General features: G+C 65.6%; 15 protein-coding genes, 1 pseudogene and 2 riboswitches. Of the genes and pseudogenes, 12 read left to right on the top strand and 4 right to left on the bottom strand.

The genetic code is table 11. The features are described 5' to 3' along the window. The first annotated feature begins 2 nt into the window (after nucleotides 1–2). Nucleotides 3–222, top strand: a riboswitch (cobalamin riboswitch). A 37-nt stretch (nucleotides 223–259) separates the two neighbouring features. From ACVWY3_RS16820 to cobT, 3 genes are read left to right on the top strand one after another with little or no spacing between them, the layout of a single operon-like run. Continuing rightward, nucleotides 260–937, top strand: coding sequence for an energy-coupling factor ABC transporter permease (locus ACVWY3_RS16820; RefSeq protein WP_456839448.1), 678 nt, complete (start codon nucleotides 260–262; stop codon nucleotides 935–937). Nucleotides 938–978: 41 nt separating this feature from the next. Beyond that, the gene (gene cobF, locus ACVWY3_RS16815; RefSeq protein ID WP_456839447.1) at nucleotides 979–1,728 is read left to right on the top strand and encodes a precorrin-6A synthase (deacetylating); all 750 of its coding nucleotides are present in this window, start codon (nucleotides 979–981) and stop codon (nucleotides 1,726–1,728) included. Nucleotides 1,729–1,737: 9 nt separating this feature from the next. Next, nucleotides 1,738–2,796 carry a nicotinate-nucleotide--dimethylbenzimidazole phosphoribosyltransferase gene (cobT, locus tag ACVWY3_RS16810; RefSeq protein ID WP_456839446.1) on the top strand — a complete coding sequence of 353 codons (1,059 nt, stop codon included), beginning with the start codon at nucleotides 1,738–1,740 and terminating at the stop codon, nucleotides 2,794–2,796. Nucleotides 2,797–2,870: 74 nt separating this feature from the next. On the opposite strand, the gene ACVWY3_RS16805 is transcribed toward cobT, so the two are convergent. After that, complete coding sequence (locus ACVWY3_RS16805) at nucleotides 2,871–3,443, bottom strand: histidine phosphatase family protein (RefSeq protein WP_456839445.1); 573 nt, start codon at nucleotides 3,441–3,443, stop codon at nucleotides 2,871–2,873. Between the two features lie 72 nt (nucleotides 3,444–3,515). Continuing rightward, nucleotides 3,516–3,717, top strand: a riboswitch (cobalamin riboswitch). A 114-nt stretch (nucleotides 3,718–3,831) separates the two neighbouring features. On the opposite strand from ACVWY3_RS16805, the pseudogene ACVWY3_RS16800 reads away from it, so the two are divergent. After that, nucleotides 3,832–6,187, top strand: a pseudogene (locus tag ACVWY3_RS16800) (TonB-dependent receptor plug domain-containing protein). 12 nt (nucleotides 6,188–6,199) lie between these two features. Further along, nucleotides 6,200–7,630 carry a PepSY domain-containing protein gene (locus tag ACVWY3_RS16795; protein ID WP_456839444.1) on the top strand — a complete coding sequence of 477 codons (1,431 nt, stop codon included), beginning with the start codon at nucleotides 6,200–6,202 and terminating at the stop codon, nucleotides 7,628–7,630. A 114-nt stretch (nucleotides 7,631–7,744) separates the two neighbouring features. Here ACVWY3_RS16795 and ACVWY3_RS16790 read toward each other — a convergent pair whose 3' ends face one another. Then, entirely contained in the window at nucleotides 7,745–8,437 is a 693-nt protein-coding gene (locus ACVWY3_RS16790) for an O-methyltransferase (protein WP_456839443.1), read from the bottom strand. A 105-nt stretch (nucleotides 8,438–8,542) separates the two neighbouring features. Continuing rightward, nucleotides 8,543–9,409, bottom strand: coding sequence for an AraC family transcriptional regulator (locus tag ACVWY3_RS16785; RefSeq protein WP_456839442.1), 867 nt, complete (start codon nucleotides 9,407–9,409; stop codon nucleotides 8,543–8,545). Between the two features lie 294 nt (nucleotides 9,410–9,703). On the opposite strand from ACVWY3_RS16785, the gene ACVWY3_RS16780 reads away from it, so the two are divergent. The 6 genes from ACVWY3_RS16780 to ACVWY3_RS16755 all read left to right on the top strand — a co-directional run bounded on the left by ACVWY3_RS16780 (nucleotide 9,704) and on the right by ACVWY3_RS16755 (nucleotide 18,548). Further along, a complete protein-coding gene (locus ACVWY3_RS16780; protein WP_456843386.1) occupies nucleotides 9,704–11,152 on the top strand; it encodes an NAD-dependent succinate-semialdehyde dehydrogenase in 1,449 nt (482 codons plus the stop codon). Nucleotides 11,153–11,920: 768 nt separating this feature from the next. Further along, nucleotides 11,921–13,930: a hydantoinase/oxoprolinase family protein gene (locus tag ACVWY3_RS16775; protein WP_456839441.1), complete on the top strand. Its 2,010-nt coding sequence runs from the start codon at nucleotides 11,921–11,923 to the stop codon at nucleotides 13,928–13,930. After that, on the top strand, nucleotides 13,927–15,507 hold the full coding sequence (locus ACVWY3_RS16770) for a hydantoinase B/oxoprolinase family protein (protein WP_456839440.1): 1,581 nt from the start codon (nucleotides 13,927–13,929) through the stop codon (nucleotides 15,505–15,507). The genes ACVWY3_RS16775 and ACVWY3_RS16770 overlap by 4 nt, the downstream gene beginning before the upstream one ends. Nucleotides 15,508–15,517: 10 nt before the next feature. After that, nucleotides 15,518–16,813, top strand: coding sequence for an aminotransferase class III-fold pyridoxal phosphate-dependent enzyme (locus tag ACVWY3_RS16765; protein WP_456839439.1), 1,296 nt, complete (start codon nucleotides 15,518–15,520; stop codon nucleotides 16,811–16,813). A 137-nt stretch (nucleotides 16,814–16,950) separates the two neighbouring features. After that, nucleotides 16,951–17,883, top strand: coding sequence for an N-carbamoyl-D-amino-acid hydrolase (locus tag ACVWY3_RS16760; RefSeq protein WP_456839438.1), 933 nt, complete (start codon nucleotides 16,951–16,953; stop codon nucleotides 17,881–17,883). Between the two features lie 5 nt (nucleotides 17,884–17,888). Further along, on the top strand, nucleotides 17,889–18,548 hold the full coding sequence (locus tag ACVWY3_RS16755; RefSeq protein ID WP_456839437.1) for a flavin reductase family protein: 660 nt from the start codon (nucleotides 17,889–17,891) through the stop codon (nucleotides 18,546–18,548). On the opposite strand, the gene ACVWY3_RS16750 is transcribed toward ACVWY3_RS16755, so the two are convergent. Next, nucleotides 18,545–19,207 carry an aspartate/glutamate racemase family protein gene (locus tag ACVWY3_RS16750; protein ID WP_456839436.1) on the bottom strand — a complete coding sequence of 221 codons (663 nt, stop codon included), beginning with the start codon at nucleotides 19,205–19,207 and terminating at the stop codon, nucleotides 18,545–18,547. The genes ACVWY3_RS16755 and ACVWY3_RS16750 overlap by 4 nt on opposite strands. Nucleotides 19,208–19,263: 56 nt before the next feature. Here ACVWY3_RS16750 and hydA point away from each other — a divergent pair, with 56 nt between their 5' ends. Further along, nucleotides 19,264–20,733 (top strand): dihydropyrimidinase, encoded by a 1,470-nt coding sequence (gene hydA / locus ACVWY3_RS16745; protein WP_456839435.1) that lies wholly within the window; start codon nucleotides 19,264–19,266, stop codon nucleotides 20,731–20,733. Nucleotides 20,734–20,739 lie beyond the last annotated feature (6 nt).

The following is a 20,739-nucleotide window of genomic DNA, read 5'->3' as shown; positions in this document are numbered from 1 at the left end:
GGGGCACACAGGAGAGGCATGGTGCTCCATGCGGCGCAAAGCGCCGGAGCATAATCGGGAATGGGGATGGGCGGACCCAGTTGCGGCGCCCAAAACCCCAGCCGCCCCCGCGACTGTAAGCGGTGAGGGGCTCCGATCAGCCACTGGGCCGTAAGGTCCGGGAAGGCCGGAGAACCCCAGTGAACCGCGAGCCAGGAGACCGGCCGTGCATGTTTTGAGGCCAAGGCCGTCGGGTGTGACGGCAGGAAGGAACTGAGCCATGCATATCGAACCCGGCATCGTGACGGGCGCCAAGCTCGTATTGAGTTACGCAACCGGCATCGCCGCAGGCGGCGTTGCCTTGAAGCTCGCGGCCGAGACCGTACGCGAGCAGGGCATCACATCGTTCGCGGTGCGCACGCTCGCCACCACCGGCCTCGTCTTCACCTTCTTCGAGATCCTGCCGCACTTCCCGGTCGGCGTCTCCGAGGTGCACTTCATTCTCGGCTCGACGCTGTTCCTGTTGTTTGGCGCTGCGCCCGCGGCCTTCGGCCTCGCGTTCGGCCTCTTGCTCCAGGGCGTGTTCTTCGAGCCCGCCGACCTGCCGCAATACGGCATGAACGTCACCACGCTGCTGGTGCCGCTGTTCGGAATCCAGGCGATCGCCGCGCGGATCATCTCGCGCAACACTGCCTATGTCGATCTCAGGTATCGCCAGGCGCTGGCGCTCTCGACGACCTACCAGGCCGGCGTGATCGCCTGGGTGGCATTCTGGGCGCTCTATGGTTCCGGCTTTGCCATGAGCAACCTCGCCAACATCGCGACGTTTGCGGCCTCCTATGCGCTTGTCATCGTGATCGAGCCGCTCGCCGATCTCGCGGTGCTGGCGCTGGCGAAGTCGCTGCGCGGCGTCACCGCGCCCGGCCTCGTCACCCCGCGCCTGCACAACGCGGCCTAGGAGACAAGGGGCGGCCGCTAACGCCGCCCCTCGCGCTCGCGATGCTCACGCTCTCTCTGATAGGCATCGGTTGCGGCGATCCCGCTCAGCTCACGCGCGCTGGGATCACTGCCATCAACGCGGCCGATCTCGTCCTGATCCCGCGCAAGGGGAGCGCGAAATCCGATCTCGCCGATCTCAGGCGCACGATCTGCGCGGATGTGCTCACGAGCGACAAGACCCGCATCGCCGAGTTCGATCTTCCCGTTCGCGATGCGGGTGAAGCCGACTACCGCAAGGGCGTGGACGATTGGCACGATGCCGTCGCCGCAACGTGGTCGCAGGCGATCGCAGATCATCTTGGCGGCAAGGGCAAGGTTGCGCTGCTGATCTGGGGCGATCCCTCGCTCTATGATTCCTCGCTGCGCATTGCGCGTCGACTCAATCCCTTGCCCGAGATCGAGGTCGTGCCGGGCATCACCTCGATCCAGGCGTTGTGCGCGGCGCATGCATTGCCGCTCAACGACATCGGCGAGCCTTTCCTTGTGACGACGGGACGCCGCCTGCGCGAAGGCGGCTGGCCGCAGGGCGTCGATACCGTGGTAGCGATGCTCGATGGCGGCACCGCATTCCAGTCGCTCGATCCGGCGGGGCTTCACATCTATTGGGGCGCCTATCTCGGCATGCCCGATCAGCTCATCCTATCCGGCGCACTGGTCGAGGTTGGACCGCGCATCGTCGCCGCGCGGCAGGAAGCGCGCGAACGGCATGGCTGGATCATGGACAGCTACATTCTCAAGCGCGGGCGTTAGCGAGGCAGCATGCTCCCCGAATGGGTCTACCAAAAGTGCCCCGACATCTCGACGGTCCATCGCGAGGCGGCGATTGCGCGGCAGGCGCAGCTAACGAAACCGACCGGCGCGCTCGGCCGGCTCGAGCAGCTCGCGATCGAGCTTGCCGGCCTGCAAGCGACTGAGCAGCCGCGCGCGGCTCGCGTGCCGGTCACCGTTTTTGCCGGCGATCACGGCATCGTCGCGCAGGGCGTCTCGGCCTATCCGCAAGCCGTGACCATCGCCATGATGGCGAATTTCGCCTCCGGCGGCGCGGCGATTTCGGTGCTGGCTCGCGAACTGGGTTCGAGCCTGGAAGTCGTCGACGCGGGCACGCTGGCGCAGGAGGCGATGACAGGCGTCGTCACCGACAAGCCACGCAGCGGTACGCGTGATTTCAGCATCGAAGCTGCGCTCACGCCCGAGGAACTGGCCTTCGCGTTTGAAGCTGGCCAGCGCGCGGTCGCGCGCGCGGCGGCCACCGAGCCCGATCTCCTGATCTTCGGCGAGATGGGCATCGGCAACACCACGACGTCGGCGGCGATCGCCGCCAGCCTGCTCGGCACCAGCGCCGAGGAGATCGCCGGCAGTGGCACCGGTGTCGACGCCGCCGGCCGCGCGCAGAAGGCGCGGGTGATCGATGCTGCGATCGCACGGCATGGCGTTGCAGGCGCGGCGCCCGAAAAAATCCTGTGCGCCGTCGGCGGCCTCGAGATCGCCGCGATCTGCGGCGCAATCATCGCGGCTGCGCAGCGCCGCATTCCCGTGCTGATCGACGGTTTCATCGTCTCGGTGGCAGCGCTGGCCGCGACGCGCCTCAATCCCTCCTGCCAGCCGTTCCTGTTGCCCTCGCACCAATCTGCCGAGCAGGGGCATCGGCTGGTGCTGCGTGCATTGAACGTGCAGCCGCTGATCAGCCTCGACCTCCGGCTGGGCGAGGGATCGGGCGCCGCCATCGCGCTGCCGCTGGTGCGATCGGCCTGCGCTCTGCACAACGGCATGGCGACGTTCGCGCAGGCCAATGTGCCTGACAGGCCTAAAGCGCGATGAGATCATCGCGCTCTAGGTTGTTGTTTGAGCATGATCTTTTCGAAAAACCGCTGCGCACTTTTCCGGATCATGCGTTAGCTGATCCGCTGATTGACGGAGACGACGCGCCAGCCAGCCGCGAGCCGGTCGATCCGGGTCAGCGACAGCGGATCGACGACAAAGCGCAAGGCCGCTTGCGGCGTGAGGTCCAGCGCGAGGCAGAGCGCGGCGCGGATGGTTCCGGAATGGACGACCAAGTTTGCACAACCGGCGCTGATCCGCGAGAGACCCTGCCTGACACGTGCGACCTGATCCTCAAAGCTTTCGCCGCCCGGCGGCCTTCCGCGCGCTGGATCGCTCCAGAACTGTGCATAGGCATCGCCGCCTGTCGCGGCGAGTTCGTCATGCCGATGGCCGGTCCAGCCGCCAAAATTCTGCTCATTGAAATCGCTCACCAGCAGCGGCTCCAGCCCCAGCGCCCGTGCCGTCTCGGCCGTGCGCCGCGACGGGCTGGCATAGCTCGCAGCATCCCGCGGCAGGCGCTGCCGTAGCGCGTCGAGTTGCGCGCGATCGCCGAGATCAGCCGGCGCGTCGGCGGCATGGATCACGGCTTTGATGCCGTCGACGGGCGCATGCCGTATCAACCAGAGGAAGGTCTCGCCTTCCATGCTTGTCTCCAGGGAAGTTGGTGGCTGTGGCAATAACGCCGCAGCTTGCACATTGACTCTGTCTTGGTCGTAATCCTAGATGCCTTTGACGGTTTCCCCGAGAGGGGATGAAAAGGGAATGCGGTGCGGGGACATTGTCCCCAATGCCGTAGCTGCCCCCGCAACTGTAAGCGGTGAATCCTTCGTCAGAAGCCACTGGGTCCTCGGTCCCGGGAAGGCGACGAAGCGGTCACGACCCGCGAGCCAGGAGACCTGCCGTCAGCCGTGGTCATACGCGAAGATGTCGGTCGGGGAGTACAGACATTCGGCTTCATCGGGCGGCTGACAAGCCCAGGGTGAGACCTCGTTCGCTGTGACGTGCCACTGACGTCATACCGAGGTCCAAACCGTGCCTTCCATCCATATTGTACGACCGCGTCGTTTCCTGCTCGCCTCCGCCGTGCTCGCGGCGCTAGCGGTCGCAGATAATGTGCCCGCCGCGCTGGCGCAGCAGGCCCGCGAACAGCTGCCGCCCGTCGAAGTGTCGCCCGCCCAGTCCCGCAAGCAGGCGAGGCCGGCTGGCCGCGAACCCCAGAGCGCGCGGCGCACGGCAACGCGCAGGCCGGCGGCCGTTGCCCCTCAGCCGGTGGGGCCGGCTGCGACGGCGCAGACGCCGCTCAACTCCAACGCGGTCGCGGAAAGCGCCTCGCGTCTCGGCTTGACCGTGCGTGAGACGCCCGCGACCGTCGAGGTGATCTCGGCCGAGACCATGCGCGAGCAGGGCTATCGCACCGTGTCCGAAGTGGCGCAGGGCGCGGTCGGCGTCACCTCTGGCGACAATCCAGCCGAGCCCGCGGCCTTCTCCATGCGCGGCTTCACCAACAGCCAGATCAACACGCTCTACAACGGCATCAAGATCGGTCCGCAGAATATGACCTCGCGGATCATGGATACGGCCAATCTGGAGGCGGTGGAATTCCTGAAAGGCCCGGGCTCGCTGATCTCGGGCGAGGGCGCCGCCGGCGGCGCCATCAACTTCGTCACCAAGCAGCCGCACACCGGACCGATCCGCAATGAGGCGGACTTCTCCTGGGATTCGCTGAACTCGTTTGGCGCCCATTACGGCTCGGGCGGCAGCACCAATGTCCAGGGCCTCGACTACCGCTTCGACATCAGCCGCTCCTCGCTCAACGGCTTTGCCGACGACACCAACACCAAAACGCTCGACGTCTCGGGTCAGCTCAACTACCGCATCTCCGACAGCCTGAAGGTCTGGAGCGCGATCGAGTATCGCGAAGACCGCGGTAGGGCCTATTGGGGCGCGCCGCTGGTGCCGATCGCTTTCAGCGGCTCGCATGCGACGAGCGGCATCGTTTCGGGCAATTACGTCTCCAACTACAACGGAACCAATCTCGGCGCTGTCACCATCGACGATCGCACCTTCAACACCAACTATAACGTCCTCGACAATCGCAACGTCGCGCAGGAAGTGTGGCTACGCGGAGGCTTCGAGCTGAAGCTCGCGCCCGACCTGACACTGAAGAGTCAGGCCTACGGCTATGGCGCCGAGCGCACCTGGTTCAACAATGAGGTTGAGGCATTCAATTCCGTTTCGAATCTCGTCAATCGCGAGCGCTTTTACGTCGCGCACAGCCAGCGCCTTGTCGGCAACGTCACCGATCTGATCTGGGACACGAACATCGCCGGGTTCGACAACCGTCTGGTCACGACGCTGTCGTCAAGTTATCTGGATTTCGTCAGACCCGGTGCTGCGAACTTTCCCGGCGACTCCGTCTCGCTTGTCGATCCCGCCCGCGGCTATTACGGCCTGCTGACGATCCAGCAGCAGACCGCCCGCATCGACAACGAGGCGCTGTCATTCGAGGACCGCTTGAGGCTGACGCGCAGCTTTGCGCTGGTCGGGGGCCTTCGTGTCGAACATATCGGGCTCGACCGCAACTCCACCGACGTCAACGGCCTGGTGAAGGCGGGCTTCCCGTTTGCGACAGACTGGGCACCAGCGACCGGACGCATCGGCTACACCTGGGAGACCGTGCCCGGCTTGACCTTCTTCAGCCAGTACGCAACCGGCGCCGACGTTTCCGCCAACAACATCTTCCTGCTTGGGCCGACCCAGCCGCTCGACCTGACCACCGCACGCACCTACGAGACCGGCGTCAAGCATCTGTTCTGGGACAACAGGGCGGAGTGGTCGTTCTCCGCCTATGACATCCTGCGCAAGAACGTCTATGCCGCGGCCGGCGGCATGGCGCTCAACATCGCGGGGCGGCAGGAATCAAAGGGCGTCGAGCTCGCCGCCTCGGTGCGCCCGATCGAGCCGCTTCGCCTCTGGGGCAACATCGCCTATGTCGATGCACGCTATGCCGACTACAATTTCGTCGGCGGCTCGTTCTCCGGCAACACGCCGCCGAACGTGCCGAGCATCGTCGCCAATGCCGGCGCGTCGTACCGGTTCTTCACGCCATGGCCGGTGGAGCTCGGCATCACCGGCCGTCATGTCGGAGATCGCTACAACACCGATGCCAATGTGGTAACGATGAAGGCGTACACCGTTGCCGACGCCTATGCCTTCGTCGATATCCCGAAGACGGTGTTCAACGGGGTCGATCAGGCCCGACTCACCTTTCGCATGCGGAACATCGCCGACAAGCGCTACGCGATCTGGGGCGATCCGTTCTATCCCGACCAGATCCTCCTGGGCGCGCCGCGCACCTACGAGCTCTCCCGCCGCGTTCAAATGGTAGGGCGCTAGTCACATGATGAGCGCGATCGTCCTCTCGCATCGCTGGCTCGGGATCGCTTTCTGCCTGCTGTTCGCGATGTGGTTCGCAAGCGGGATCGTGATGCATTTCGTTCCGTTTCCGTCACTGACGGAAGCGGAGCGCTTTGCCGGACTGACGCCGATCGATCCTGCGGAGGTGAGGATCACCGTCGCCGAAGCCGTGACGGCAAGCGGGGCGGCGGATGCGACGCGCGCGCGGCTGGTCCAACGGGTCGATGGGCCGGTCTACATCGTGTCAGGGCGATCGCACCTCGGCGCGGTCCACGCGTTCGATGGACGGGACGCGAGTGTAACGTCTGCCGACATTGCGCTGGCTATTGCGCGGGCGAACGCCGAGCGGCGAGGGCTCGATCCCGCGCCGGCCGCAATCGTCGCGCGCGCGGACTATGACCAATGGAGCGTTCCGAACGGCTTTGACCGCCATCGGCCCTTGTTTCGCATCACCCTCGGCGACGCCGCAGGGAATGAGATCTATGTCTCGTCACGCACCGGCGAGGTCGTTCTCGATACGACCCGCAGCGAGCGTGGGTGGAATTGGCTCGGCAGCGTCTTGCACTGGATTTACCCGACCGTGCTGCGGCGCGATTGGGCGCTGTGGGACCGCGTGGTCTGGACGCTGTCACTGCTGGCCTCGATCGCGGCCTTGCTCGGTGCGGTGCTCGGGATCGTGCGGATCAGGATGCGGGGACGGGCGATCTCAACGCCGTACCGTGGCTGGCACGCCCTGCATCATCTCATCGGGCTCGCAGCAACGCTGTTCGTGCTGACTTGGATTTTCAGCGGCTGGCTGTCCATGGATCACGGCCGGCTGTTCTCGCGCGGGCAGTTGACGGGCGCCGAAGCCCGTGTGGTGGACGCCGCGCCGGACTGGACGGCCTCTTCGCGCGACGAGGTGGCGGCAGCGTCACCGGTCCACGAGGTCGAATGGTTCGCGTTCGACGGCAAACTCTACCGTCGCGATCGGCTTGGTCTCGAATCGCAGACATTGGTCGGGGCGGGGGATGTGCGTCGCGATGGACAAGCGGGAGCCTTGAGTGTGCGCGACATTCAGGAATTGACGAGGCGCCTTGCCGCCAACTGCGGCATGTCGTCCGTGCTCACGGAGTCTGACGACTATCCGGCGCAGTCCACCGTTCCCGGAGCGCCCGTCTACCGCACCCGATGCGGCGACGTCTGGTTCGATGTCGACGGCGCCGACGGCAACGTGCTGCAAAGGCTGGATGCCTCGCGGCGGGCCTACCGCTGGTTCTACGGCGCGCTCCACACGCTCGATTTTCCGGTCCTCATGGCGCATCCGCGCCTGCGCGAAATCCTGATTGTCGGACTTTGTGCGCTCGGGCTCGTATTCTCCGTGACCGGCATCGTCATCGGCTGGCGGCGTCTGCGGTCAACCGTTGCGGCTTGAACGACGGACCGGCCTCGTGTGTCCCTCATATCGGCTCGATGCCGATCGTCTCGATGATGCCGGCCCATTTGTTGGCGGGTCCATCACCAGCGGCTCGGCGCCCTGCGCGGCGGATCACCTGGTCTTGATCGTGAATTCGTTGCCGCGTCCTGGGTCGAACGGAAGCGACAGCGAGAGGTAGCCATTTTCGGGATCGCGGACGTAGTCGATATAGCCCGAGGCCTCCTCGAACGCGTTCTCGCCGACGATGAGCGCGCCGGGCTTCAGATGCGGCTCCAGCAGCTTGAGAATGGGAAGATAGAGCGTGAAGGCGCCATCGAGCATCACCATGTCGATCTCGCCTCCGAGATCGGCCTGGAGGGTTTCCCGCGCGTCGCCAAGCCGAAACGAGACCAAGTCCGCCAGCCCCGCGGCCGCGACGTTCGCTCGTGCGCGTTCGATCTTGCCGGGTTCGAGATCGGTCCCGATCAGGCGACCGCCGCCCATGTCGCGCAAGCCCGCGGCCATGTAGATCGACGAAATTCCCATCGAGGAGCCGAACTCGACGATGCGGTTGGCCTTGCTGGCGCGGACGCACATGTAGAGGAAGCGTCCGAACCGCGGCGAGACGCTCAGAAAATTGTTCGCAAATCTGTGGTAGACCTCATTGAGATCGCGGCTCTCGGCCGCGATCGCCTGGCTGATCATCTCTTCGCGACTCGTGCCCTCGTTCATGTAGGCCTGCATCAGCGGCCCGTCGGCGATCTCCGCTTCCTGATGAAGACGACGGAGGACGTCGGCGACGAGGCCGCTGCTGATCGAATCCATGTATCCAGCTCCCTTGCAATGCGCCCGCCGGCGCGTTGGAGCCTGGATACGAAATTACATCTCAGATCGCATTCCGCGAACGGGACAATCGATTGCGATTTTCGGTCAGTGTGCGCTGATGCGGCGTTCGGCGAGGTATCGCGCCGGCGGCTTGCCCAGCGCCTTGCGGAACATGGTGACGAAGGCGCTCGCGCCCTCATAGCCGAGATCCAGCGCCACGGCCTGTACCGAGGCGCCCTGGTCGAGGCGCTGGAGCGCGACGAGAATGTGGAGCTGCTGGCGCCACCGGCCAAAGCTCATGCCGGTCTCGCGTTGCAAGATCCGGGTGAGGGTGCGCGGGGCCACGGCGATGCGTCGGCCCCAATCCTCGATCGTCGCTCGGTCGGAGGGATCTTCCATCATCGCGCTCGCGATCCGGCGCAGCCTGGCATCCGCAGGCATCGGCAGCCGCAGCTCCTCGACCGCAGCGGCGGCGAGCTGGTCGAGCAGCACCGTGGCGATTCGGCCGTCGGGCCCGTCAACGTCGTACATGACAGGCATGTGGGTGGCATGCACCAGCAGGCTCGCCAGCAAAGGTGAGATCGAGAGCGCGCAGCAATGCCGCGGAAGCATTGGCATTGCGTCCGGTTCGATGAACAGGCAGTACATCTCGACATCGCCCGCGATGCTCACGCCGTGCGGCACGTTGCCGGGAATCCACACAGCGCAACGCGGCGGCACGATCCAGACGCCGTGCTCGGCCTCGAGCCGGACAATGCCCCGCAAGGCGAGAACGAGTTCGTCCTTGCGATGCGCGTGCATCGCGAGCCCCATTCTCTTGGTGACCATGCGGCTACCGAAGGCGGTGAGGGTGCGCGGCACGATCTCAGGATCGAAGTACCCGAGATCATCGGGGATCAATTGGTCGTCGGCGAGCCGGAAGAAGGGCATGGCGGGCGGTGATTGTCCGGATGCAATGGACTGCGTCAACATATCGGCCCGCGATCGAGACATTCAACACAGTCGGTCCCAATCTCGATCAGTTCTAACCAGCCCGCCTCGGTAGCGTTTTGCGCTCCTTGCGGCCGGACGAGCTCGCGCCGCCGGAGCGGGCTCTACAAACGTTCTGGCTATGGCGGCCAATGCCAACATCCCCGCGATCATGGCCGCCGAGAAGATCAGCGATGCGTTGCTGCGGCATCATTGATCCCTTTTCCCTGGCCGCCTTTCGGTGTAGCTCTGCGCCGGCTTGAAACGGAGGCGCCAAGCCCGCCAATGCGCGAAATCATGGAGGCAACGAGGATGTATCCGAAAGTTCAAATGTTCATCGCCGGCGAGTGGACCGACGGCACGTCCGGCAAGTCGGAGGACATCCTCAATCCCGCCACGGGCCAGCCGATCGGGAAGACCCCGCACGCCTCGAAAGCGGACCTCGACCGCGCGCTCGAGGCCGCCAAGGCCGGCTTCGAGCTCTGGCGCAAGACCTCGCCGTTCGACCGCTACAAGCTGATGCGGAAAGCGGCCGACATCATCCGCTCCCGTGCCGCCGAGATCGCCCCTGTCATGACCATGGAGCAGGGCAAGCCGGTGGTGGAAGCGCAGGGCGAGACCATGCTGGCCGGCGACCTCATCGACTGGTTCTCCGAGGAAGCCCGCCGCGCCTATGGCCGCATCGTGCCGCCGCGGATGGGCAACGTCTCCCAGCTCGTGACCAAGGAGCCGGTCGGCCCGGTCGCGGCCTTCACGCCCTGGAATTTCCCGATCAACCAGGCCGTGCGCAAGATCTCGGCAGCGCTCGCTGCGGGCTGCTCGATCATCGTCAAGGGTCCGGAAGAGACGCCTGCGAGCTGCATGGAGCTGGTGCGCGTCTATGCCGATGCCGGCATTCCGCCCGGCGTCGTCCAGCTGGTGTTCGGCGTGCCGGCGGAAGTATCGGAATATCTCATCCCGCACCCGATCATCCGCAAGATCAGCTTCACCGGTTCGACCGCGGTCGGCAAGCATCTGGCTGCGCTGGCCGGTCTGCACATGAAGCGCGTGACCATGGAGCTCGGCGGCCATGCGCCGGCGATCGTGTTCGCGGATGCCGATCTCGACAATGCCGCGAAGATCCTTTCGGCCAACAAGTTCCGCAATGCCGGCCAGGTCTGCGTCTCGCCGACGCGCTTCCTGGTGCATGAAAGCGTGTACCAGCCGTTCGTCGACAAGTTCGTCGCGGCCGCCAAGAGCCTCAAGGTCGGCAACGGCCTCGACAAGGACACCCGCATGGGTCCGCTCGCCAATCCACGCCGCGTCGATGCCATGGAAGGTTTCGTCTCCGATGCCGTCCAGCGCGGCGCCAAGGTGCAGGCCGGCGGCAAGCGCATCGGCAATGAAGGCTTCTTCTTCGAGCCGACGGTGCTGACCGATGTGCCGCGCGATGCCCGCATCATGAATGAGGAGCCGTTTGGGCCTCTGGCGCCGATCACCTCGTTCCGCAGCTATGACGAGGTGGTGGCCGAGGCGAATCGTCTGCCCTACGGACTTGCGGCCTATGCCTACACGACCTCGACCAAGACGATGCAGGCGATCGGCGCCGATGTCGAGAGCGGCATGGTCTCGATCAACCATCACGGCCTCGCGCTGCCCGAAGTGCCGTTCGGCGGCATCAAGGATTCCGGCTACGGCTCCGAAGGCGGTCTCGAGGCGATCGAAGGTTACCTCAACACGAAGTTCGTGACGCAGGCGAGCGCGTAAAGTCAGACGCGGTGTCATTCCGGGGCGCGCGGAGCGCGAGCCCGGAATCCATCGCACAGCACGCTACGCGTACAAATGGATTCCGGGCTCGCACCAAGTGGCGCGCCCCGGAATAAGGGCGGAGAGTATCTGCGTTGCCTGACGGGCGAGACATGGACAACAGCCGCCATCGCAAAACTTTCTCGAGCAGCCGACGCGGCAAGGCCTGGTGTTGGGCTATGCGCGGCTGCAGGTCGAAGATGCCACTCCGCTGCTTGCGAGAATCGCGGCTTGCATCGGCTCCGGTCCCCGCAAGGCACCATCCGGACCGGCAATTTCCTCCCTTACTGTTCGTACAATAAAGCGAGGCTGAGCCGACTGTGGTGCATGGCTCATGGGCAGGCGGTGATCCCGGTTGATCGCCTGCAAATTAGACAGTCGACTGTGCGCGCTTCGATTGCAGTGCAGCGGCACCGCGATTCACGCGGCAAATTTCGTGGTGCGCCGCACTCGTCTGGCGCGCCTTAGCCCGCGCTTGTGTGCTCTTTGCGCGGGCACCGCTGCCCCAAAACGTGCAGCCGATGTTGCAGCGCGCGATGCCGCGTATCTTCTGGTCTAGCGGATTGCGACAACTCTGGCCCTAGCGCGAAGCCTTCGCTCTGTCGCACGCTCCCGTCCGGTGGCATGACAGGGGATGCATGATGAGCGCTCGGTTCGGCATTCGACGTTGCGATGGATGGGAACGACCCGGCGTCCGGTCCGGACGTCACGCGTAGCTGATCCCCGCACATGAGCTCTTCCGAACATCACTGGGAAGTCGGCACCGATATCGGCGGCACCTTCACCGACATCATCGCCATCAGGCGCGGCTCCACGGAGACGCGGATCGCAAAAGTGCCGTCGCGGCCCCAGGCGCCCGTCGAGGCGATGCTGGAGGCGATCGAGGCGGTGGGCCTTCGCAAGAGCGAGGTCAAGCGCTTCGTCCACGGCACCACACGCGTCACCAACGCCATCGTCGAGAACCGGTTGCCGAAGGTGGCGCTGGTCGCGACGGAGGGATTTGCCGACGTGCTGGAGATCGCGCGCTATCGCCGCCGCGATCTCTACCGGCTCGACATTCCGCCGAAATCGCCGCCGCTGGTGCCGCCGGAACGATGTTTTGGCTTGGCCGAGCGCCTCGATCACGAGGGGCGGGTGCTGAAGGCGCTGGATGAAGCGGAGATCGAGCGCCTGGTGGATTGGCTGAAACAGACCGGCGTCCAGAGCGTCGCCGTGGCCTTGCTTCACGCCTATGCCAACCCGGTGCATGAAAGGATGGTAGGCGAGCGGCTCAAGGACGTCGTCGCTCATGTCTCGCTCTCGCACGAAGTCAACCCCGAGGCGCGCGAATACGAGCGGACCTCTGCCACCGTGTTCAACGCGGCGGCGATGCCGATCGCGGTGGAATATCTCAGCGAACTGGAGCAGCGGCTGCCGATCGGCGCGGGCTTGCAGGTCTTTCATTCGGCGGGTGCCATGGTTCCGATTTCGGCGGTGAAGCGGCGGCCGCTGGTGATGGCGATGTCGGGCCCCGCCGCCGGCGTCTCGGCCTCCGTCAGCATCGCGCGCCAGCTCGGCACGCCGCGCATGCTCACCTTCGACATGGGCGGCACCACGACGGACGTCTGCCTGATCATTGACGGCCAAGCCGAGTTGGCCGACGGGCGCATGCTCGGGGACAGGCCGCTGCGCCAGCCGATGCTTGCGGTTCATTCCATCGGCGCGGGCGGCGGATCGATCGTGCGCAACGGTCCCGGCGGTCTGACCGTCGGCCCCGAGAGCGCCGGCTCCGAGCCCGGACCGGCCTGCTACGGCCGCGGCGGCGTCGAGCCGACCATCACCGATGCCAATGCCGTGCTCGGCTATCTCAATCCCGAAACGAAACTTGGTGATCGTATCGGCATCGATACCGAATCCGCCAAGCGCGTCATCCAGCCAATCGCGCAGGCCCTCGGCCTCAGCCTGACCGAAACGGCGCTGGGCATCATCAAGGTCGCGAACGCGACCATGGCCCGCGCGCTCCGGCGCGTCACGGTCGAGCGTGGCATCGATGGGCGCGACTGCATGCTGCTCGCCTTCGGCGGCGGCGGTCCCATGCATGCAGCAGGACTTGCCGATCTCTACGGCATTGCGGAGGTCGTCGTGCCCAGCGCCTCGAGCGCGTTCTCGGCGCTGGGGTGTCTCACCGCCGATTTCAGCTTCCTCCAGCAGCAGACGCTTCGCGCCGCCCTCGACGGCACCGATCTCGTTCGCGTGTCGGATCGGATCGCCACCTTGATCGAGGACGCGTCCGCACCGCTGATCGCCAACGGCGTTGCGAAGGAGGAGATCCAGGTCGAGCTGGTGGCTTTGATGCGCTATGCGGCGCAAAACGACGCTATTCCGGTATCATTCACGCTCCCGCTCGACGTCGGCAAGCTGAAGCAGGATTTCCTGACGCGGCATCACGAGCTGTTCGGCTATGCAACCGGCGAGCCCTGCGTCATCGAATCCGTGCGGGTCCAGGCACGCCGCCCATCGACAACCGTGGTCAGCCGACCGGCGACCGTGGTGAGGGCGGTGTCGTCGGGCCAGCGGACCTGCTCGTTCGACGGCTTCCACGATATTGCGACAGCGATCATCGACCGCGCCGCGCTGACCGACATCGTCAGCGGGCCCGCGATCATCGAAGACGCATGGTCGACCGTGGTGGTGCCACCCGGCTGGCAGGCCAAACCTGACGCCGCCGGCAACCTGTTCCTGACGCGGAGGGCGGCATGAAGCTCGATCCCTTCGTCGTCGAAGTCATCAGGCACGGGCTCTCGGCCGCGGCCGAGGAGATGAGCCTCGTGATGACGCGCTCGGCGCGCTCGCCGCTGCTGCGCGAGGCCGGCGATTTGTCGTCGGCGATCACGGATGGTCGCGGCGGCCTGGTCGGGCAGGGCCGCGACATCCCGATCCATCTCGGCGCGATGGCCTACACGATCCCCGAATTCTTGAAGATAATGCCGATCGAGAGCCTGAACGACGGCGACGTCGTGATCTACAATGTCGGTGCGCTCGGCGGCAATCATCTCAACGACGTCAAGGTCGTGCGGCCGGTGTTCGTCGACGGCGAGATCGTGGCCTTCGCTGTCAGTCTCGCGCACTGGCCCGACATCGGCGGCACCTGGCCCGGCAGTTATTTCGCCAAGGCCGTCGACACCTTCCAGGAGGCGATGCGGATTCCGCCGGTGCTGATTGCGACGGCGGCCGGCGTCAACACGCCGATCGTGCAGCTGCTCAAGGCCAACGTTCGCGATGCCGAGTCCTGCGAGGGCGACCTGCTCGCCCAGATTGCGGCGACAAAGGCAGGCGAGAAGCGCATTGTCGAGCTTTGCCGCGAGCACGGCAAGGCGGTGTTCATGGCGACGCAATCGCGTCTGCACGATCTTTCCGAGCTCGAGATGCGCGAGGCGCTGCGCGATCTGCCGTATGGCGTCTACGAAGGCGAGGACTATCTCGACGACGGCAGCGAGAACAACGCGCCGGCGCGCATCCATGTGAAGATCACCATTCGCGGCGACGAGGCCACCTTCGACCTCTCTGGAAGCTGCGATCGCGTCACCAACTTCTGCAACACGACGCCGTTCATGGCGCGTTCGGCCGTCGCCTATGCCGCGCGCATCATGAGCGGGCGTGACATGAACCAGAACGCCGGCGCGCTGCGGCCTCTGACCATCATCACACGCCCGGGCTCGATCCTGGAGCCGGGCTGGACCGCGTCGGTCGCCGCCGGCAATCACGAGACGTCCATGCGCATCGTCGATGCGATCTTTCGCGCCATGCAGGACACGATCCCGGAACGTTTGTCGGCGGGCGGCGCGACCACTGCCGGCGTCCTGTTCTTCGCCGAGCCGCGGCCGAACGGTTCCTGGAAGATGCTCTACGAGGTTCACGGCGGCGGCGAGGGCGCGCGGCATGACCGGGCCGGCACCTCGGCGACGCGGGTGCATCTGTCGAACACCTCGAACACGCCGGTCGAGGTGATCGAGGCGAACTACGCGATTCGCCTCGAGCAGCAGGCCGTCCGCCGGCAGTCCGGCGGCGCAGGCGCGCATCGCGGCGGTGACGGCTCCGTTCGCACCTACCGCATCCTCGCACCTTCGATGCATCTGACCACCTGCATCGAACGGATGGTGATCGCGCCCTGGGGCATGCAGGGCGGCGAGTCCGGCAAGGCTTGCCGCATCTCGCTGGTCAGGCAGGGTGCGAACGTCGCGATCGACGGCAAGTCGAACCTGGTGTTGCAGCAAGACGATCTCGTCACGATCGAGATGTGCGGTGGCGGCGGCTACGGCGTCGCGGTCATGAAGTGAGGGACTCGCGATGAGCAGATTGTTGCGAACCGGGCTGAACGCGGGCGAGGCGGCGCCGATGGCTGTCGTCGGCGGCGAGGGCGTCTATTTTCATCTGTCGGACGGCCGCAAGCTGATCGACGGCAGCAATACCGGCGGCGGTCTCGGCCATCGCCACCCCGCGATGGTGGAGGCGATCCGCCGCGCGGCCGATACGCCCGTTGTCAACGAAGGCTGGACCTGGGTCGGCCGCGAGCAGGCCGCGGACGATCTGATGGCAACCGCTTTCAGGGGCGAAGAGGATTGGGTCGGCGCTGTGCGCTTCTGCATCAGCGGCAGCGAGGCCAACGACATGGCGCTGTCGCTCTGTCAGGCACTGACGCAACGCTCCGCGCTGGCGACGCGCGAGCGCGCCTATCACGGCATCACAGGGCTGTCGCGCAGCATGACGGTGCAACCGCAATGGCACGGCGGTCTCGCCGTACATACCGGCGGCTCGAAGCTGCCGGCACCGATGGCACCGGTGCGGATCTTGCCGGCCCCGGATGGCGCGATTTATGGTGGGCCGGCCAATAACACCCCGCCGAGCGAATATCTCGCGGATGCCGCGCGTCTGCTCTCGGACACGGCGGCAACGATCATCGATTACACCCAAGGCGGCATCTATTACGACGGCGCCTATCAGGACGAGGTGGCGCGCTGTGCGCGACAAGCCGGCTCCAACTGGATCGCGGATGAGGTCGTTACCGGTGCAGGCCGCGCCGGCCGCTGGTTCGCGTTCCAGGGCGCGCAAAGCCGCCCCGATATCGTGACGCTCGGCAAGTCGCTTGGTGGCGGTGCGGCGGCGGTCGCCGCGGTCGTGGTGTCCAAGGACATCGTTGAGCGGCTCAAGGGGACAAGCTGGCAGAACTACGGCACGCTGCGCGGCCATCCGATCAGCATGGCTGCCGTCAGCGCGTATCTTAAGGTCGTCAGCGGCGACAAGATTCTGGAACACGTTCAGAAGCTGGAGAAGCTGTTCGCCCGACGCCTCCTAGCGATCGCGCAAAAGCATCCGAGCGTGCGGCGCGTGGCCGGGCAGGGGTTGCACTGGACAGTGGAGCTGCACGGCCCGGACTGGCGCAGCTGGCACGCCGACACAACCGAAGTGCCGATCGCCTCGCGGGTCGCGGAGCGGGCGCTGGAGGCCGGCGCGGTGATCGGGACCAGCGGCGAGCAAACCTCGCTGTTCCTGGCGCCGCCCCTTGTGATCTCCGAGCGCGAAGCCGGGCAGCTTCTGGACGCGCTCGACCATGGCCTCGACATCGCCGACAGGGAGCATGGCTGAATGCGAAGCATGCAATGCACATCTTGCCGTCGCGCGGGCCTCCGGCTGGAAATGTCCGGCGAGGCTGCGCTAAGCTCCGCGCGCCGGCACGTCCCCGAAATGGCAGTCTCTGCCAAGACATCACCAGGAAATCGCTGATGCGCATCGTCAATGTCGCCGCTGCCCAGATGGGCTCGATCCAGAAAGCCGACAGCCGCGAGGCCGTGATCAAGCGTATGATCGCGCTGATGGACGAGGCCAAGAGCAAGGGCGCCGACCTGATCGTCTATCCGGAGCTGGCGCTGACGACGTTCTTTCCCCGCTGGTACGTCGAGGACCGCTCCGAGTTCGACAGTTGGTTCGAGCGCGAGATGCCGAATGCGGCGACGAAGCCGCTGTTCGAGCGTGCGTCGCAGCATCAGATGGCCATGAACTTTGGCTATGCCGAGCTGACGCCCGACGGCCACCACTTCAACACCGCCATCCTGACCGACAAGTCCGGCAAGATCGTCGGCAAATACCGCAAGGTCCATCTGCCGGGTCATGTCGACTACGACACCAAGCGCTCGCATCAGCATCTGGAGAAGCGCTATTTCGAGCCCGGCGATCTCGGCTTCAAGGTCTGGCGCGAGCTCGGCGGCATCATCGGCATGGCGATCTGCAACGATCGCCGCTGGCCCGAGACCTATCGCGTCATGGGCTTGCAGGGCGTCGAGATGGTGCTGATCGGCTACAACACGCCGTCCGTGAACGCTGAGAAGAGTGAAGAAGGCGTCGAGAAGCGCCTGTTCCACAATCGCCTGTCCGTGCAGGCCGGCGCCTATCAGAATGCGACCTGGGTGGTCGCGGTGGCCAAAGCCGGCAATGAGGACGGCCATGCGTTGTTCGGTGGCAGCCTGATCGTCGATCCCGATGGCGAGATCGTCGCCGAGGCCAGGACCGAGGAGGACGAGCTTCTGGTTCACGCTTGCGATCTCGATGCCACCACCTTCGGCAAGAGCACGATCTTCAACTTCGCGGCGCACCGCCGCATCGAGCATTACGGCTTGATCACCAGTCGCACCGGCGCGGTGCCGCCGCCGGAGACGTGAGGCCGATGGCGGACAAGGGCATCTCCCTGCGCGAGCTCGACCCGCGCGATCGCTACAAGCTGCTTTGCGGCGTGGTCGTGCCGCGGCCGATCGCGCTGGTGACGACGCTGGACCAGAACGGAGCCGTGAATGCCGCGCCGTTCAGCTTCTTCAACGTATTCTCGGAAAACCCCGCGCTGGTCGTGCTCGGGCTCCAGCACAAGCCGGATCACAGCCCGAAGGACACCACCCGCAACATCCACCGCGACGGCGAGTTCGTGGTGCACATGGTCGACGAGGCGCTGTCGGTCGCCATGAACGACTGCGCCGTCGATTTTCCCTCCGGCGACAGCGAGGTCGCCGCGACAGGGCTCGCCACGCTTCCCTCCGTCGATGTCAAGGTGCCGCGTCTGGCTGCCGCGCCCTTCGCTCTGGAATGCAGGCGCCACGTCGTGCTGACCTTCTCGCCCGATCGCGAACTCCTGGTCGGGGAAGTGCTCAGGATTCACGCCCGCGAGGGCCTCGTCGATGAGGCCAATATGTACGTCGATCTCGACGCCTATCGGCCGATCGGCCGCATGTTCGGCAATCTCTACACGACGCAGCGGGATACGTTTGCGCTTGTCCGCGAGAGCCATGCGCAATGGCTCGCGCGGCAGGACCAAAAAGAGCTGAAGGACGCCTAGTGAGCCGAGAACTGCACCGCACCCAGCGCCATGGTGACGGCCGCCTGTGTCGGGTCGATCACGGGAATGCGCAGCGCGTCTTCCAGCGGGCGGCGGTGACGCGCCATCCCGGCGCAGCCCATCACGATGGCGCAGGCGCCGTCCTCGTCCCGCAGCGCGCGGCCGACCTCGATCATCCTGGCCAGCGTGCCTTCGCCCGAGGCGGTCTCCGCAACGCTCATGTTGAGCGGCCGCTCGCCAGCGAGGCGCTCGGTCAGCCCCATCTGCCTGAGATAGCGCATGTGCCGCGGGATCGAGCGCTGCGCGATCGCGATGACACCGAAGGTTTCGGCGCGGGCGAGCGCCGTCAGCACACCGCACTCGGCAATGCCGAACACCGGCCGCTCGGTGCCTTCGCGGCAGACCTGAAGCCCGGGATCGCTGTAGCAGGCGATCACGAACGCGGCCGAGCTGTTGTCGCCTTCGACGAGGCGGCGCAGCGGCATCGCGACGCTGTCGACATCGGCCTGGCTCTCGATGCCGAACGGACCCTCGGCCAGCGACTGGCAGACCAGTTCCGGCCCGCCCTCGAAGCCGAGCGGCTTCAACGCATCCTCGAGTCCTCGCGTGACCGCAGGATTGGAGTTCGGATTGATGACGAGAATGCGCGGCCGGGACATGATGGTCTTCCTGCGAAATTGCGATTGCGAGCCTTGAGCCTATCACGGAGTGCCTCATGACTGAACCCGCCTACGACCTGATCATCCGCGGCGGCCGCGTCGCCACCACCACGGACGTCTTCGAGGCCGACGTCGCGATAACAGGCGAGACCATCGCGGCGATCGGCCGCGGACTTCCAGCGGGCAAGCGCGAGATCGACGCGCGCGGCAAACTGGTGTTGCCCGGCGGTGTCGACAGCCACGCTCATATCGAGCAACTGTCCGCCGCCGGCATCATGAATGCCGACACCTTCGAGAGCGCGACCGTGTCGGCGGCCTTCGGCGGCACCACCACGGTGATCCCATTTGCCGCTCAGCATGTCGGCATGAAGCTGCCGCAGGTGGTGGAAGACTATCACGCGCTCGCCAAGAAGGGCGCTGTGATCGACTATGCCTTTCACATGATCATTGCGGATGCGACCAGGGAGACGGTCGAGGAGCACATCCCGGCGCTGGTGAAGCAGGGCCACGGGTCGATCAAGATCTTCATGACCTATGACCGGCTCAAGGTGGATGACGAGCCGCTGCTCGACATTCTCCTGGCCGCGCGCCAGTCCGGCGCGATGCTGTGCGCTCATGCGGAGAACCACGGCATCATCGCCTGGATGGTGAAGCGGCTGCTTTCGCGCGGCTACACCATGCCGAAATACCACGCCGTCAGCCACGCCCGCGTCTCGGAGGCGGAAGCCTTCACCCGGCTGATCGGCATGGCGGCGCTGATCGACCAGCCAATCATGATCTTCCACGTCTCGACCGCCGAAGGCGCCAAGGTGATCCGCGACTCGCGCGGGCAGGGATTGAAGGTCTTCGCCGAGACCTGCCCGCAATACCTGTTCCTCACCGCGGATGATCTCGACAAGCCCGGTGCTGAAGGCGCCAAATGGATGTGCAGCCCGCCGCCGCGCACGCATGCCGACCAGGAGGCTCTGTGGCAGGCGCTGTCGCTCGGCGATCTCCAGACCATCTCGTCGGATCATGCGCCCTATCGCTATGACGAGACCGGCAAGCTGCGCGCCGGTCCCAATCCGAATTTCAAGCAGATTGCCAACGGCCTGCCGGGGCTGGAGCTGCGGCTGCCGCTGCTGTTCGACGCGATGGTCTCGAAGGGCCGGCTGGGCCTGGAAAAATTCGTCGAGCTGACCGCGACGGCCCCGGCGAAGATCTACAATCTGCATCCGCGCAAGGGTTCGATTGCGGTCGGTGCGGACGCAGATATCGCGATCTGGGATCCCAACCGCGAGGTCACCGTCGCTGACGAGATGATGCACGACCTTGCCGGCTACACACCGTTTGCGGGCCGCAAGCTGAAGGGCTGGCCGGTGTCGGTGCTCTCGCGCGGCCGCCTCATCATCGACGGCAACAAGTGCCTCGCGAGCGCCGGCAGTGGACAATTCCTCGCACGCAGCGGCGGCGAGGCGGCAAAGCCCACTGGCCGGCTCGTCGCCGACATGGATCCAGAACGGAATTTCGGAGCGAAGCTGCTGTGATGGTGG

It is taken from the genome of Bradyrhizobium sp. USDA 4486, assembly GCF_054057995.1.
Note: the sequence above shows the minus strand (reverse complement) of the source record. Positions and strands in the feature narration are given on the sequence as shown.

Bases quoted from the DNA above. Each gene is read 5' to 3' on its own strand.
- ACVWY3_RS16820 (WP_456839448.1), top strand. From the start codon at position 260: ATGCATATCGAACCCGGCATCGTGACGGGCGCCAAGCTCGTATTGAGT.
- cobF (WP_456839447.1), top strand. From the start codon at position 979: ATGCTCACGCTCTCTCTGATAGGCATCGGTTGCGGCGATCCCGCTCAG.
- cobT (WP_456839446.1), top strand. From the start codon at position 1,738: ATGCTCCCCGAATGGGTCTACCAAAAGTGCCCCGACATCTCGACGGTC.
- ACVWY3_RS16805 (WP_456839445.1), bottom strand. From the start codon at position 3,443: ATGGAAGGCGAGACCTTCCTCTGGTTGATACGGCATGCGCCCGTCGAC.
- ACVWY3_RS16795 (WP_456839444.1), top strand. From the start codon at position 6,200: ATGATGAGCGCGATCGTCCTCTCGCATCGCTGGCTCGGGATCGCTTTC.
- ACVWY3_RS16790 (WP_456839443.1), bottom strand. From the start codon at position 8,437: ATGGATTCGATCAGCAGCGGCCTCGTCGCCGACGTCCTCCGTCGTCTT.
- ACVWY3_RS16785 (WP_456839442.1), bottom strand. From the start codon at position 9,409: ATGTTGACGCAGTCCATTGCATCCGGACAATCACCGCCCGCCATGCCC.
- ACVWY3_RS16780 (WP_456843386.1), top strand. From the start codon at position 9,704: ATGGAGGCAACGAGGATGTATCCGAAAGTTCAAATGTTCATCGCCGGC.
- ACVWY3_RS16775 (WP_456839441.1), top strand. From the start codon at position 11,921: ATGAGCTCTTCCGAACATCACTGGGAAGTCGGCACCGATATCGGCGGC.
- ACVWY3_RS16770 (WP_456839440.1), top strand. From the start codon at position 13,927: ATGAAGCTCGATCCCTTCGTCGTCGAAGTCATCAGGCACGGGCTCTCG.
- ACVWY3_RS16765 (WP_456839439.1), top strand. From the start codon at position 15,518: ATGAGCAGATTGTTGCGAACCGGGCTGAACGCGGGCGAGGCGGCGCCG.
- ACVWY3_RS16760 (WP_456839438.1), top strand. From the start codon at position 16,951: ATGCGCATCGTCAATGTCGCCGCTGCCCAGATGGGCTCGATCCAGAAA.
- ACVWY3_RS16755 (WP_456839437.1), top strand. From the start codon at position 17,889: ATGGCGGACAAGGGCATCTCCCTGCGCGAGCTCGACCCGCGCGATCGC.
- ACVWY3_RS16750 (WP_456839436.1), bottom strand. From the start codon at position 19,207: ATGTCCCGGCCGCGCATTCTCGTCATCAATCCGAACTCCAATCCTGCG.
- hydA (WP_456839435.1), top strand. From the start codon at position 19,264: ATGACTGAACCCGCCTACGACCTGATCATCCGCGGCGGCCGCGTCGCC.